General features: G+C 71.9%; 15 protein-coding genes. 6 read left to right on the top strand and 9 right to left on the bottom strand.

From position 1 onward, the window contains the following. Positions 1-10 precede the first annotated feature (10 nt). Positions 11-994: a chlorophyllase gene (locus O7624_RS20905; RefSeq protein WP_093405258.1), complete on the top strand. Its 984-nt coding sequence runs from the start codon at positions 11-13 to the stop codon at positions 992-994. A 109-nt stretch (positions 995-1,103) separates the two neighbouring features. On the opposite strand, the gene O7624_RS20900 is transcribed toward O7624_RS20905, so the two are convergent. The 3 genes from O7624_RS20900 to O7624_RS20890 form a co-directional block, all read right to left on the bottom strand. Continuing rightward, positions 1,104-2,066: a zinc-binding dehydrogenase gene (locus O7624_RS20900; protein WP_282236959.1), complete on the bottom strand. Its 963-nt coding sequence runs from the start codon at positions 2,064-2,066 to the stop codon at positions 1,104-1,106. A gap of 64 nt (positions 2,067-2,130) precedes the next feature. Then, positions 2,131-3,309 carry an NADP-dependent malic enzyme gene (locus O7624_RS20895; protein ID WP_282236958.1) on the bottom strand — a complete coding sequence of 393 codons (1,179 nt, stop codon included), beginning with the start codon at positions 3,307-3,309 and terminating at the stop codon, positions 2,131-2,133. Positions 3,310-3,444: 135 nt separating this feature from the next. After that, positions 3,445-3,837, bottom strand: a complete 393-nt coding sequence (locus tag O7624_RS20890) for a S24/S26 family peptidase (protein WP_093405253.1) — start codon at positions 3,835-3,837, stop codon at positions 3,445-3,447. Positions 3,838-3,862: 25 nt separating this feature from the next. Between O7624_RS20890 and sodN the strand changes: the two genes are divergently transcribed. Both sodN and O7624_RS20880 read left to right on the top strand, forming a co-directional pair. Beyond that, entirely contained in the window at positions 3,863-4,267 is a 405-nt protein-coding gene (gene sodN, locus O7624_RS20885) for a superoxide dismutase, Ni (RefSeq protein WP_093405250.1), read from the top strand. 210 nt (positions 4,268-4,477) lie between these two features. Then, the gene (locus O7624_RS20880; RefSeq protein WP_093405509.1) at positions 4,478-4,885 is read left to right on the top strand and encodes an anti-sigma regulatory factor; all 408 of its coding nucleotides are present in this window, start codon (positions 4,478-4,480) and stop codon (positions 4,883-4,885) included. 18 nt (positions 4,886-4,903) lie between these two features. On the opposite strand, the gene O7624_RS20875 is transcribed toward O7624_RS20880, so the two are convergent. Then, on the bottom strand, positions 4,904-5,293 hold the full coding sequence (locus tag O7624_RS20875) for a hypothetical protein (RefSeq protein WP_282236957.1): 390 nt from the start codon (positions 5,291-5,293) through the stop codon (positions 4,904-4,906). A gap of 42 nt (positions 5,294-5,335) precedes the next feature. Here O7624_RS20875 and O7624_RS20870 point away from each other — a divergent pair, with 42 nt between their 5' ends. Further along, entirely contained in the window at positions 5,336-6,280 is a 945-nt protein-coding gene (locus tag O7624_RS20870; RefSeq protein ID WP_282236956.1) for a diacylglycerol kinase family protein, read from the top strand. Between the two features lie 444 nt (positions 6,281-6,724). Continuing rightward, positions 6,725-6,982 carry a WhiB family transcriptional regulator gene (locus tag O7624_RS20865; protein WP_007072794.1) on the top strand — a complete coding sequence of 86 codons (258 nt, stop codon included), beginning with the start codon at positions 6,725-6,727 and terminating at the stop codon, positions 6,980-6,982. A gap of 178 nt (positions 6,983-7,160) precedes the next feature. On the opposite strand, the gene O7624_RS20860 is transcribed toward O7624_RS20865, so the two are convergent. The 4 genes from O7624_RS20860 to O7624_RS20845 are packed head-to-tail and all read right to left on the bottom strand — an operon-like array spanning position 7,161 to position 10,541. Then, positions 7,161-7,949 (bottom strand): CbiX/SirB N-terminal domain-containing protein, encoded by a 789-nt coding sequence (locus O7624_RS20860; RefSeq protein ID WP_282236955.1) that lies wholly within the window; start codon positions 7,947-7,949, stop codon positions 7,161-7,163. Continuing rightward, positions 7,931-8,695 (bottom strand): phosphoadenylyl-sulfate reductase, encoded by a 765-nt coding sequence (locus tag O7624_RS20855; protein WP_282236954.1) that lies wholly within the window; start codon positions 8,693-8,695, stop codon positions 7,931-7,933. Before O7624_RS20855 ends, O7624_RS20860 begins: the two co-directional genes overlap by 19 nt. Further along, the gene (locus O7624_RS20850) at positions 8,692-8,853 is read right to left on the bottom strand and encodes an IS1 family transposase (protein WP_139233147.1); all 162 of its coding nucleotides are present in this window, start codon (positions 8,851-8,853) and stop codon (positions 8,692-8,694) included. The genes O7624_RS20855 and O7624_RS20850 overlap by 4 nt, the downstream gene beginning before the upstream one ends. Continuing rightward, positions 8,850-10,541 carry a nitrite/sulfite reductase gene (locus O7624_RS20845; RefSeq protein WP_093405237.1) on the bottom strand — a complete coding sequence of 564 codons (1,692 nt, stop codon included), beginning with the start codon at positions 10,539-10,541 and terminating at the stop codon, positions 8,850-8,852. Before O7624_RS20845 ends, O7624_RS20850 begins: the two co-directional genes overlap by 4 nt. A 389-nt stretch (positions 10,542-10,930) precedes the next feature. Between O7624_RS20845 and O7624_RS20840 the strand changes: the two genes are divergently transcribed. Beyond that, the gene (locus O7624_RS20840) at positions 10,931-12,433 is read left to right on the top strand and encodes a glycosyltransferase family 39 protein (protein ID WP_282240699.1); all 1,503 of its coding nucleotides are present in this window, start codon (positions 10,931-10,933) and stop codon (positions 12,431-12,433) included. 33 nt (positions 12,434-12,466) lie between these two features. Here the strand turns inward: O7624_RS20840 and O7624_RS20835 are convergent, their stop codons facing one another. After that, a complete protein-coding gene (locus O7624_RS20835; protein WP_282236953.1) occupies positions 12,467-14,017 on the bottom strand; it encodes a PAS domain-containing sensor histidine kinase in 1,551 nt (516 codons plus the stop codon). Positions 14,018-14,028: the final 11 nt, after the last annotated feature.

Raw genomic sequence — 14,028 nt, 5'->3', positions numbered from 1 at the left:
AATCGGAGCCATGTCGCGTCGTGCCGCCTCCGCTCTGGCCGCCACCGCTCTCCTCGCCAGCACCCTGGCAGGCTGTTCCACCGACCGTGAGCCCACCGAGCGGGCGGATGCCCCCACTCCGCAGGCCACTGTCTCCGTCGCGCCCTCGGTCTCCCCGGCGGTCCCTGCCGGCAACGCCCCGGAGGGCACCTTCGCGCTCGGCGTACGACAGCTGAAGCTGAACCGCGACGGCGACCGACCGCTGCCGGTGACCGTCTGGTACCCGGCGGCCGGCCGGGCCGGTGGGCAGCCGGCCAGCGGTGTCGACGCCGCGGACGGGAAGTTCCCCGTGATCATGTTCAGCCACGGCCTGGGTGGCCGTCCCGACGACTACGAGTCGCTGCTGACCCGGTGGGCCTCGGCCGGTTTCGTGGTGGCCGCGCCGACCTTCCCGAAGACCTCCCGTGGTGGCGGCGACCCAAATGTGCTCGATGTGCTCAACCAGCCGGCCGACGTGTCGTACGCGCTGACCCGGTTGCTCGCCCTCGACACCCGGGACGGTGATCCCCTTCGCGGGCGGCTGGCCACCGACCGGGTGGCCGCCGCCGGCCACTCCGCGGGTGCGGTGACCACCATCGGGCTGTTCACCGCCGGCCGCGACGAGCGGCTGGCCGCCGGAATCGTCTTCGCCGGCACCGCCCTCGGGGTGGGCACCGCGTTCGCCGGTGCCGCCGCGCCGCAGCTGTTCGTGCACGGCCAGGCCGACGAGGTGGTGCAGTACGCCGCCGGCAAGGCCGTGTACGACAAGGTGCCGTGGCCGAAGGCGATGCTGAGCCTGCCCGACGGCGACCATGGCCGTGCCCTGCTCCGCGGCGAGGGGGCCGCGCTGCGGGTGGTCGCCGACACCACCACCGAGTTCCTGCGTTGGACGCTCTACGGCGACGCCGAAGCCAAGAAGCGCATCCCCACCGCCGCCTCCCGCGACGACGTCGCCACCCTCGACAACAACCTGTAACCCGCACACCGCCGGATCCACGCCGCACCATCGGGGATGTTGCTGCCTCAGCGGCCGGGCAGCCCCCACCATCAGGGAAAGTGCGCGATCCGGTCGGTCCGGGGACGGATCAGGCGGTGTGGTCGACGACCACCTTGCCGAAGACGTCACCTGAGTGCAGCCGAGCGAAGGCGTCGCCGACGCGGCTGAACGGCACCACGCTGTCGATCACCGGACGCACGCCTCGCTCGGCGCAGAACGTCAGCAGGGCGGCCAGTTCGTCAGGCGTGCCCATCGAGGTACCCAGGATCTCCAGCTGCATGGCGAAGACCCGGCGCAGGTTGACAGTCGGCTCGTGGCCGGCGGTGGCGCCGGAGACCACGATCCGGGCACCCAGGGCGGCCGACTTCAACGAGTGGTCGAAGGTCGCCGCACCGACCGTCTCGATCACCAGGTCGACCCGCTCGGGCAGCCGCGCGCCCGGTTCCACGGCGGTCGCGCCCAACTCGGCGATGCGCTCGCGCTTGGCGGCGTCGCGGCTGGTCGCGTACACCCGCTTGCCGAGCGCGACGGCCAGCGCGACGGCCGCGGTGGCCACGCCACCCCCGGCGCCCTGGACCAGGACGGCGTCGGCGTCGGCGACCCGGCCCTTGGTGGTGAGCATCCGCCAGGCCGTCAGCCAGGCCGTCGGCAGGCACGCGGCGTCGGCCGCCGCCAGCCCCGCCGGCAGCGGCAGCAGGTTCGACCTGGGTACGGCCACCCGCTCCGCCAGCGTCCCGGGGAAGTGCTCGGAGAGGATGGACATTCCGCGCGGGTCGCCGGGCGTCGGTACGACGGGGTAGACGACCACCTCGTTACCGTCGGGGTCCACGCCGGCCGCGTCGCAGCCGAGGATCATCGGCAGTTGTTCGGCACGGAGCCCGACGCCGCGTAGCGACCACAGGTCGTGGTGGTTCAGCGAACTGGCCGTGACGCGCAGCGTCACCCAGTCCTCGTCGGGCAGGCTCGGCTCGGGCTGATCACCGACGGTGAGCGCGGCGAGCGGGTCGGCGTCGTCGAAACGGGAGGCGAAGGCGGCACGCATGATCCGCACCGTAACAAGCTGAGCGCCCGTTAAGAAGGGCCCTGTCCACGCCTGGACAGGGCCCTTCGACACCTCAGGCGCGGGCCACGCCGTCCCGGCGGGCCGCCTCGGCGACCGCGTCGGCCACCGCCGGTGCCACCCGCGGGTCGAGCGGCGAGGGCACGATGGCCTCGGGCGTGAGCGTCTCGGCCACCACCGAGGCGATCGCGTCGGCCGCGGCGACCTTCATGGCGTCGGTGATCCGGGTGGCTCGGGCGTCGAGCGCACCTCGGAAAACGCCCGGGAAGGCCAACACGTTGTTGATCTGATTCGGGTAGTCACTGCGGCCGGTGGCGACCACCGCGACGTGTCGGGCCGCCACCTCCGGGTCCACCTCGGGGGTGGGGTTGGCCAGCGCGAACACGATGCCGCCCGGGGCCATGCCGGCGACCGCACGTTCGGGGATCCGCCCGCCGGAGACCCCGATCAGCACGTCGGCGTCGCGCAGCGCCTCGGCGACGCCGCCCTGCCGGCCGTCGGCGTTGGTCAGCTCGGCGAGTTCGGCCTTCGTCCCGGTGAGTCCGGCGCGCTGCCGACAGATGATGCCCTGGGAGTCGCAGACCACGACTCGCTCCGGGTCCACGCCGCCGGCCACCAGCATCCTGGTCACCGCCACGCCGGCCGCTCCCGCACCGCTGACGGCCACCCGCAGATCCCCGAGCTTGCGGTTGAGCAGCGTCGCCGCGTTGCGCAACGCGGCCAGCACGACGATCGCGGTGCCGTGCTGGTCGTCGTGGAAGACGGGGATGTCCAACGCCTCGTCGAGCCGCCGCTCCACCTCGAAGCACCGCGGCGCGCTGATGTCCTCCAGGTTGATGCCACCGAACGACGGCGCGAGCGCGGTGACCACCGCGACGATCTCGTCGACGTCCTGGGTGGCCAGGCAGACCGGTACCGCGTCGACCCCGCCGAACTGCTTGAACAGCACGGCCTTGCCCTCCATCACCGGCAGCGCGGCGCTCGGGCCGATGTTGCCGAGACCGAGTACGGCCGAGCCGTCGGTGACGACCGCGACTGCGCGCGAGGCCCAGGTGTAGTCGTGGGCGAGGGACGGGTCGGCGGCGATCGCCTCGCAGACCCGGGCCACACCCGGGGTGTACGCGAGGGAGAGATCGTCCCGGCTGGTCAGCGGCACGGTCGAGACGACGGCCATCTTGCCGCCCCGGTGCAGTTGGAAGACGGGATCAGCAGGGTCCACGGTGGACGAAGACATGGTGACTCCAGAAAGATCGAGCAACTGGGCCGGCCGGTCGGGCGCACGGTGAGGCGAGCGAGCGGCGGCGGTGCGGGGGGTCACCCGGGCACTTCCGAGCATAGTCAGGCTCAGGGGTCCAGTATGTGAGCAGGTTCATAACGGTCTTGGCGGCACCCGGCCGGGCCGGGGCCAGTACCGGGCCACCACCCGGCCCTGCACGTCCGCCACGCCGTAGCTGCGAGAGTCGTCGGTGACCAGGCCGTTGTCACCGGACAGCCACCAGCCGCCGTCGACGGGGCGGACGGCCCGTTTGACCACCAGCAGGTCCGGTCGAGTGCGGAAAACCGCAATCACCACGTCACCGGGCCGGGTGGCCCGGCCGCCCCGGCGCACCAGCACCGCGTCACCGTGACGCAGCGTGGGTGCCATGGAGGGTCCGGTCACCAGCACGGCCGACAGCGGCCACCGCAGCCGGGTGGCGGGCACGGGTTTCACCTCCAGCCCCCTCGGGGACCACCGTCCAGGAGTAATGTCGTCTTGGATCATCGCAAACTTCCCATGGAGGATCCCGATGCGACTTCCACGCATCCTTGCGCCCCGCGTGAGCGCCAGCGCCCACTGCGACCTGCCCTGCGGCGTCTACGACCCCGCGCAGGCCCGCATCGAGGCCGAGTCGGTGAAAATGATCTGCGAGAAGTACCAGGCCAACACCGACCCGGAGTTCCGCACCAGGGCCATCCTGATCAAGGAGCAGCGGGCCGAGCTGGTCAAGCACCACCTCTGGGTGCTGTGGACCGACTACTTCAAGCCTCCGCACTTCGAGAAGTACCCGCACCTGCACCAGCTGTTCAACGAGGCCACCAAGCTGGCCGGTGCCGCCGGCGCCAAGGGCGCCACCGATCCGACCAAGGCGGACGAGCTGCTTCAGAAGATCGACGAGATTTCCAAGATCTTCTGGGAGACCAAGCAGGCGTGAGGTCGCCCGCGTACGGCACCTGAACCTGGTTCATCGCGTCGGCGGTCGGCGCGTCCCGTTGGGGACGTGCCGACCGCCGACGCGTTGTGGCCCTCGGATCCCGTCCGGGCGGTGCCGTGCGGTCCGGACGCGCCGCCGGGCCGCCGCACTGACCGTCGTCAACCGCGTGGCGGCCCGAGCGGGTAGAGTCCCCGACCGGGGGGATGAGTGGTGACTCAACTGACCGGCCAGCCGACGACCGATGACGACATCGTGCACCTCACCGTGCCCGCGGACGGCGGATATCTGAGCGTTCTCCGCACCGCCACCGCCGGTCTCGCGGCACGGCTCCAGTTCGCCCTGGACGAGATCGAGGATCTGCGCATCGCGGTCGACGAGGCGTGCGCGATGCTGCTCGCCATCGCCGCCGCGGACGCCGAACTGGACTGCCGCTTCGCGGTCACCGAGGACGCACTGACCGTCGAGGTGACCGTGCCGACGATGCCGGGCGCCCGGCTGCCGGCGGAGTCGTCGTTCGCCTGGAAGGTTCTCACCGCGCTGACCACCTCGGCGGGGGCACGGGCGAGCGACGGCCGGGCGACCATCTCGCTGCTCACCCGACGCGCCTCCGGCTGGTGACCGGGCCCCCGGGTCAGCTCACTCGAAGCCCAGGGCGCGGGTGGTCGGCGGGCTCACCAGCAGCCAGGTGACCCCGACGCCGAGCGTGATAAGTGGCACGCCGAGCCAGCCGAGCCCGCCCTGGATCATGAACCAGCCGATCGGCAGCAGCATGAGCTGAAGCACGATGGCCGGCGCGCGGGCACCGGCCCGCCGTCGGAGCAGGGCACCGCCCAGCGCCCAGAGGGCGACCGCGGCACCGACGGCGAAGGCCGTCACCAGCAGCGCCGACGTCAGATGGGTGGTGGCGGCGGTCAGATCCGCGAAGATCAGCCAGGCGGCGACCAGCCCGACGGCGACCGCCTCACCGCGCAGCAGCCGGACCGCCCAACGGAGCGTGACGGGCGTCGGGTCGGAGTCGATGGTCACGCGGTCACGATACCGGTGACGGCGCGGAGTACAGTGCCGCCCATGCGGGCCGTCCTGCTGGTCAATCCGAAGGCCACCACCACCAGTGAGCGCGCGCGTGACGTGCTCGTCCGAGCGCTGCGCAGTGAGGTCGACCTCTCCGTGCGCTACACCCGCCAGCGCGGCCACGCCACCACGCTGGCCCGGGAGGCTGCCGAGGAGGGTGTCGACGCAGTGGTCACCCTAGGTGGCGACGGCACGGTGAACGAGGTGGTCAACGGGCTGATGACGGCGACCACCGCGGGTGGTGCGGAACCGACCGCCGACCGGCTGCCGGCCCTGGCCACCGTGCCCGGCGGCTCGACTAACGTCTTCGCCCGTGCGCTCGGCCTGCCCCGGGAATGGCCGGAGGGCGCCAGCATGATCATGGAGGGGCTGCGGCTGGGCCGACGCCGCACGATCGGCCTCGGCCGGGCCGACGATCGCTACTTCACCTTCTGCGCCGGATTCGGGCTCGACGCGTCGGTGATCCACCGGGTCGAGGAGGCTCGCCGCCGGGGCCGGGTCTCCTCCCCCTCGCTCTACTTTCGGGCGTTCACCGCGCAGTTGCTGCTGGGCAACGAGCGACGACACCCGGCCATCCAGTTGGAACGGCCGGGCGAGACGACCGAGGGCGAGCTGGCCACGATCATCGTGCAGAACACCGCTCCGTGGACGTACGTCGGGGACCGGGAGGTCAACCCGAATCCGGCCGCGTCGTTCGACCTGGGGCTCGACGTACTGGCCCTGCGCCAGCTCGGCGTCGCCAGCACGACACGCACCGTGACGCAATTCTTCTCTCCGACGCCCGATCCACACGGTCGCCAGGTGCTGCGGCTGCACGACATGGCCGAGTTCACGCTGGTCGCGAGCCGTCCGCAGGCATTTCAGCTCGACGGCGACTATCTTGGCGAGCGGGAAAAAGTCAGATTCACAAGCGTTCCCGCCGCACTCAGAGTAATCTGTTAGGTCTCCGGTACCACCGGGGTGAGGCAGTCGGCGACATCCCCCGCGCGACGACTGCGACACCCGGGACGGATGCCGGAAATGTCAGCAATGCGCGGCGGACTGTACTATATTGATCCTCGACTGTGATACGACGGGTAGCCGGAGAGATCCGGAACCCGGACAAATGGGTTGTGGGCTTGCTCACCGTCCGGAGTTTTTCCGAGCGCCACCCTTGACATCGCGTGAGTTCGTGAAAGTATTCACAAGCGAACTTGAGTTACCGGGACATTGCCTGGACATGCTCGGCAAGGTGAGCTTTTCCAGCAGCCCCCCGGGGTTAACAGCCTGCTAACGCACTGCCGAAATGACGGACGCGAACCGTCACCATCGGCAATGCGGATGCATATAGGAAAAGCACCAACAAGCAACATCTGCCACCCATCCAGAATGAGGAGTGTTGCCGCCATGGACTGGCGTCACCATGCTGTCTGCCGCGACGAGGACCCGGAGCTGTTCTTCCCGATTGGGACGTCCGGTCCGGCTCTCCTGCAGGTCGAGCAGGCCAAGGCCGTCTGCCGGCGCTGCTCCGTGACCGACCAGTGCCTGCAGTGGGCGCTGGAATCCGGTCAGGACGCTGGCGTCTGGGGCGGGATGAGCGAGGAGGAGCGGCGCGCCGTCAAGCGTCGCGGCGGCCTCCGGGTGCTGCGCGCTCACTCCGCCTGACCACCACACACACGTACGAAGCGAAACGCCCTGGCCGGCTCAGCCCGCCGGGGCGTTCTGCTGTCCGCCCTGAACCACCGTTCATGGCTCCGCAACGTCACCGACAAATGCCGACTCAGCAGATATCGCCGTTGCAACCCGGGCTGACGTCACGTGCTCTTTTCGTCGGTACGGAGAGTCAGGTGTGCATCGACGTAGTGGTTACCCGGCGGAGTATCAGGTCCACCAGATCCGGTACGTCGGTCAGCGGGGATGCCACCGCGACCGCGCCGGCATCCCGGGCAGCCGCCGTCACCGCGTCGTGAAACAGCCCGGGGGCCAGGAAGTAGGCCGCCACGGCCACCCGTCGTGCGCCGGCCGCCCGCAGTCGGGTCACCGCCGCACCGGCATCCGGCGGTGCCGCCGAGGCGTACGACACCCGGGTCGGCACGTCCAGGGCCGCGCCCAGTGCGGCGGCCACCCGCCCGACGGACCCCCGTGCCGCGGCGTCACGGGTGCCCGCAGCGGCCAGCACCACGGCGTCGCACCGACCCGGCCGCGACTCGCCGAGCCGCCGCCGCAACCCGGCCAGCAGCGCCGGGTCCACCTCGCCCCGCACCGGCCCGAGCACGTCGGTGACCCGCACCTGGATCGGCGGGCCGGATCGCTGGGCCGCCGCCACCGCTGCCGGGATGTCGACCCGACGGTGATAGGCGGCGGTCAGCAGCAGCGGCACCAGCACCGCCCGGGAGTACCCGGCCGCAACCAGCCCGCGCAGCGCCTCGGTCGGACCAGGCTCGGTGTGGTCGAGCCAACTCGGCAGCACCGGCGTACCGGGGCGGGCGGCGGCGACCGCCCGGGCCAGAGCCCTGGTCGCCTCGGCCGCCCGGGGATCGCGACTGCCGTGGGCGACCAGCAGCAACGGATCGTCACCCGACCGGTGCTCGCCGGTCGGGCCGACGCCTCCGGTCAGACGTGCAGCCCGCACTCGGTCTTCTCGAACATCGCCCAGCGACCGGCCCGGGCGTCCTCACCGGCTCCGGTCCGCCGGGTGCACGGCCAGCAACCGATCGAGCCGTAGCCGCGCCGGAACAGCTCGTTGACCGGGACGTTCCACCGGGCGATGTACGCGTCGACGTCCGCCTGCGTCCAGGCCGCGATCGGGTTGACCTTCACCTTGCCCCGACGCGCGTCGAAGGTGACCACCGGCGTGTTTGCGCGGGTCGGCGACTCGTCGCGACGCAGACCGGCGGCCCACGCGTCATAGTCGGTAAGCGCCCGCTCCAGCGGCTCCACCTTGCGCAGCTGGCAGCATTCGTCCGGAGACCTGTTGAACAGCCGCGGTCCGTACTCACCGTCCTGTTGACCCACGGTGAGTCGCGGCCGGATGGACCGGACGTTCACCGGGAGGGTGCGGGCCACCTCGTCGCGGACGGCGAGGGTCTCCGGGAAGTGCAGCCCGGTGTCGAGAAAGACCACGTCCACCCCGGGCGCCACCCGGGAGACCAGGTGGGCGAGGACGGCGTCGGCCATCGAGCTGGTCACGCAGAACCGCTCCCCGAAGGTCTCCGCCGCCCACCGCGCGATCTCCGACGCGGGTGCGCCTTCCAGTTCCCGCCCGGCCCGTTCGGCAAGCGTCCGCAGCTCGTCCGGGTCGCGTCGGGACGGATCGGCGGTGGCCACGGCGCTGGTGCCGACCAGGCCCAGGCCGGCGGCGGAGACCAGGGCGCTCACCGGTTCACCGCCTGGGAGAGCAGGCCGCTGAACCTGACCGTGAAGACCCGCGCGCAGGCGTGGCACTCCCAGGCGCCGTGCCCGGCCTCGCTCGGCCGCAGATCCTCCTCGCCGCAGTACGGGCAGTACAGCGGCACGGAACGAGTCTCACCACTCATCGCAGTTCCTCCTCGTCGACCCGAATCACCCAGTTGGCGAACGTCTCACCCTCGGTCCGGCCGGCCAGGTAGCGAACGGCCAGCCGCTCGACGTACCCGGGCAGCTCCTCGGCGGTCGTCTTCAGGCCACGCAGCTTGCGCCCGAATCCGGCGGTACGCCCCTCGGCCATGCCGAGCCCACCGCCGAGATGCACCTGGAAGCCCTCCACCTGACGGCCGTCCGGCCCGGTCACCAGCTGCCCCTTGAGGCCGATGTCCGCCACCTGGGTGCGGGCGCAGGCGTTGGGGCAGCCGTTGATGTGGATGGAGATGTCCGCGTCGAAGTCGCGTAGTCGCTGCTCCAGCCGGGCCACCAGTTCCTCGCCGCGCGCCTTGGTCTCGACGATGGCGAGCTTGCAGTACTCGATGCCGGTGCAGGCCATGGTGCCGCGCCGCCAGGCCGACGGCTGGGCCTCCAGGCCGATCTCGCGCAGGCCCGCGACCAGCGACTCCGTCCGCTCCGGCGGCACGTCGAGCACCAGCAGCTTCTGGTACGGGGTGAGTCGTACCCGCTCGCTGCCGTGCGCCTCGACGACGTCCGCGAGTTGGGCGAGCTGGCTCCCGGAGACCCGCCCGACCACCGGGGCGGCGCCGACGTAGTTGCGGCCGTCACGCTGGCGGTGTACGCCGATGTGGTCGATCGGCCGCTCCGGCAGTGCCGGGGCGGGGCCGTCGAGCAGCGTCCGCCCGAGGTACTCCTTCTCCAGCACCTCCCGGAACTTCGCCACCCCCCAGTCGGCGACCAGGAACTTCAGTCGGGCCCGGTGACGCAGCCGGCGGTAGCCGTAGTCGCGGAAAATGCCCACCACGCCAGCCCAGACGTCGGGTACCTCGGACAGCGGTACCCAGGTGCCGAGCCGCTGGGCCAGCATCGGGTTGGTGGACAGGCCCCCGCCGACCCAGAGGTCGAAGCCCGGGCCGTGTTCCGGGTGATCGACACCGAGGAAGGCGATGTCGTTCGCCTCGTACGGGGTGTCCACCAGCCAGGAGATCGACGACTTGAACTTGCGCGGCAGGTTGGAGAACTGCTTGTCGCCGACGTACCGCTTGACGATCTCGTCAATGGCCGGGGTGGGGTCGATCCGCTCGGCCTCGGCGACCCCGGCCACCGGGCTGCCCAGCACGATCCGGGGACAGTCGCCGCACGCCTCGGTGGTCTGCAACCCGACCGACTCCAGCCGCCGCCAGATCTCCGGCATGTCCTCGACCCGGATCCAGTGGTACTGGATGTTCTGCCGGTCGGTGACGTCCGCGGTGTCCCGGGCGAACTCCCGGGAGATCTCGGCGATCGTCCGCAACTGGGTCAGGTCGAGCTGGCCGCCGTCGACGCGTACCCGCAGCATGAAGTACTCGTCTTCAAGCTCGTGCGGCTCCAGCACGGCGGTACGCCCGCCGTCGATGCCCGCCTTCCGCTGGGTGTACAGGCCCCACCACCGGAACCGGCCGCGCAGGTCCTGCGGGTCGATGGAGGCGAACCCGCGGTGGGCGTAGATGTTCTCGATGCGGGCCCGGACGTTGAGCGGGTCGTCGTCCTTCTTGATCCGCTCATTGGGGTTGAGGGGCTCTCGGTGCCCGAGCGCCCACTGGCCCTCACCACGGGGGCGCCGGGGCGCCCGCGGCGGGCGGGCCGGAATCTCGCTGACTGCCATCGCGGCGTCCTCCGTTGTCTGCTGCGCCTCGGTGGGGCTGGGCGGGCGCGACGACCGGTTCCCGGAGGGACCGTGGACAGCGATGTCTCTGCACGGCCGGCGCGCTGCGTGCCCGAGGCAGGGATGGTCGGGCGTCGTCAGTGAGCCGGACAGATGGCGCTGCGTACGCGGCCGTAATCGACGTGGCGGCGAGCCACGAAGCGGCGGACGACAGCGGCAGTCATGGACGTCATGCTGCCACACCTCGGGCGGGGCAGCCAATGGTGACGTGCGTGATCCCACATCACGGGCGGTCGCTGCCGGCTCCCCCGAGCGTCACCGTGTGGCAGGCTCGCGACGTGGGGCATTTGTCCGATAGGTCGATTCCGGCGGCCGGGGTCGGCGTCCGGCTGAGCGGAGGGCGGCTGCGCTCGGTACCGGTATGGCTGGCACCGGCGACGGTCACCCTGCTGGCCACGCTGGTGGGGCTGGACGCCGCCCAGCCGTGGCGCGACGAGTTGGCTACCTGGAGCGCCGCCACCAGAGAACTGGGCGGCCTGTTCCGGCTGGCCGGCACCATCGACGCCGCCACCGGCCCCTACTACCTGTTCATGCACGCCTGGTTGGCTGCGGCCGGTGACTCGGTGGCCGCACTGCGCCTGCCCTCAGCCCTGGCCATGGCCGCGACCGCCGGCCTGACCGCCGTACTCGGGCACCGACTGTGGGACGCCCGGGTCGGCACCCTCGCCGGCCTGCTGTTCGCGGTGCTGCCCGGCACCTCCCGGTACGGGCAGGAGGCGCGGCCGTACGCCCTGGCCAGCGCACTCGCCGTGCTGAGCACGCTGCTGCTGGTCGCCGGGCTGCAACGCCCCACCCGACGGCACCTGATCGGCTACGCGGCGGCGACCACCGCGCTCGGGCTCACTCACCTGGTGGCGCTCACCCTGCTCGCCGCCCACGCGGTCGCCGTACTGGCCAGGACCATCCGCGCCGGTCCCGCCGCCAGCGCGGATGCCGGCCGGAGTGACGGGCAGCGCAGCGCCGGGAAACGGCAGTCGCCAGCGCCGGGCCGCGTGCTCGGGTACTGGTTGGCCGCCCTGGCGCCGGTGGCGATGGCGGTGGTGCCGCTGGCCCTGGTGGCCAGCGGACAGCGGGGACGGCAGCTCGACTGGGTGGACGCCGCCCGCCCTGGGGACCTGGCGGCGCTGGCAGGTGGGGTGGCGCAGAGCGGCGTGGTCGGCGGTGTGCTGATCGGGCTCGCCGCGCTCGGCACGGCCCGGGCCGGCCGTCGGGCACTGCTGCCGCTGAGTTGCGTCCTGGCACCGGTGCTGCTGCTGTTCCTGGCCGGGTTGGCCGTTCCCCTGTGGGTGCCCCGCTACCTGGTCTTCGTGGTGCCGTTCGGTTGCCTGCTGGCCGGCGCGGCACTCGCCTCCGCCCGGCTACCCGCCGCGCTGGCGGTGGTGGTGCTGACCGGCCTGCTCGGCCTGCCCGAGCAGGCGGCCCTGCGCCGTACCCACGAGTGGCCGCGCACCGCAACGGTGGACTACCGGGCCACGGCCGAGATCATCGCGGCGGGCCGGCGTCCCGGCGACGCGGTGGTCTACTCGCCCCGGGACAGCTGGCTCTTTCTCGACCTCGGCCTGCGCTATCACCTGGGCGGTCGAATCCCACGGGACGCGTTGCTGGCCGAGGGGCAGGAACGCCGAGGTGACCTATGGGCCGCCGAATGCGACCGCCCGGCGGAGTGCCTGGCCGGAGTCGACCGGGTCTGGCTGGTGTTGGCCGGGCGGCGATCCGATCCCCTCGCCGCCGTGCCCGGCGCCAAGGGGGACGCGCTACGCGAGCGCTTCACGCTGAGCCAGGTGTGGCCGCGTGCCGGTGTCACCCTCGCCCTGCTCACCCGGCGCGGTTGACCGGATTGGCCGGAGCGGTGTGGGCGGAACGGGTCACCCGCCGCTGCGGCCCTCGGGGGCGCTGCGCGCCGCCAGCGGAAGGGCCAGAAACGCCTCGGTGCCGCCGTCGGCGCCGGGGCGCAGCTCGATGGTGCCGCGCAGCTCCCCGGTGACCAGCGCCCGGACGATCTGCAACCCGAGCTTCGCACCGCCCTCGGCTTCGAATCCCGCCGGCAGGCCCCGGCCGTTGTCCGCGACAGTGACATGCAGCATCCGGCGGAGCCGGTGCGCCGAGACCACCACCTCGGGCTTCGGCGGGCCGACTGTCACCGGGGCGTCGTCACCGGCCGGCGGGAAGCCGTGTTCGACGGCGTTGAGCAACAGCTCGTTGAGCACCATCACCAGTGAGGTGGCGATCTCGGCCGGGAGCACGCCGAAGGTGCCCGTACGGCGCATCGCGACGCTCACCTCGGTCGCCGCCACCTCGGTCGCCGCGTTGGCCACCCGGTCGACGATCCCGTCGAACTCCACCGCCTCGTCGCTGGACATGGCGAGCGTCTCGTGCACCAGCGCGATCGACGCCACCCGGCGTACCGACTCCTCCAGGGCCACCCGCGCCTCCGGCATGGACACCCGGCGGGCCTGTAGCCGCAGCAGCGCCGCCACCGTCTGGAGGTTGTTCTTCACCCGGTGGTGGATCTCCCGGATGGTGGCGTCCTTGGTGATCAACGCGCGGTCGCGTCGGCGTACCTCGGTGATGTCGCGGACCAGCACCAGCGCGCCGATCGGCACACCGGCGGGCATCAGCGGCAGGGCCCGGGTGAGCATGGTCGCCCCGCGCGCGTCGATCTCCCGCCGCGGCGGCGCCTCGCCGCGCAACGCGGCGAGGATGCCGTTCGCGGCCTCCGTGCCGTCCAGGGGATCACCGGCCAGCCGCCGGTGCAGCGCCGCGAGATCCTCACCGACCAGGAGCGAGGCATGCCCCAGGCGGCGGTACGCCGACTGTGCGTTGGGGCTGGCGTAGGTGACCTTGCCACCGGCGTCCAGCCGCACCAGCCCGTCACCGACCCGCGGCGCCGAGGTGGTCTCGCCCGGGTGCCGGGGCGGCGGGAAGGTGCCGTCGGCGATCATCTGGGCCAGGTCGTCGGCGGTGGTCAGGTAGTTCAACTCCAACTGGCTTGGCGTGCGCGCGGTGGAGAGGTTCGTGTCCCGGCCCACCACGGCGATCACCTCGCCGGATTCGCCGTCGCCCGTGCGCAGTCGGACCGGGATCGCCTCGTGCCGGGCGGGGACGTCGCCGTACCAGACCGGGTCGCCCTCCCGCCAGATGCGCCCCTGCCGGTAGGCGACCTCCAGGTGCGCCACCTCCGGGCCGCCGACGATCCGCCCCACCTGGTCGTCCTGGTACGCGGTGGGCGCGGTGGTCGGGCGGACCTGGGCCACGCAGAGGAAGCTGCCCTCGCCGTCCACCGGAACCCAGAGCAGCAGGTCGGCGAAGGAGAGGTCGGACAGCAACTGCCAGTCACCGGCGATGCGGTGCAGGTGGTCGATGTCGACCCGACGTAGGCGGGTGTGCTCCTCGGCGAGATCACGCAGCGTTGACACGCCGACCAGCG

This window comes from Verrucosispora sp. WMMD1129, from assembly GCF_029581255.1.
GTDB classification, from domain to species: domain Bacteria; phylum Actinomycetota; class Actinomycetes; order Mycobacteriales; family Micromonosporaceae; genus Micromonospora; species Micromonospora sediminimaris.
Note: the sequence above shows the minus strand (reverse complement) of the source record. Positions and strands in the feature narration are given on the sequence as shown.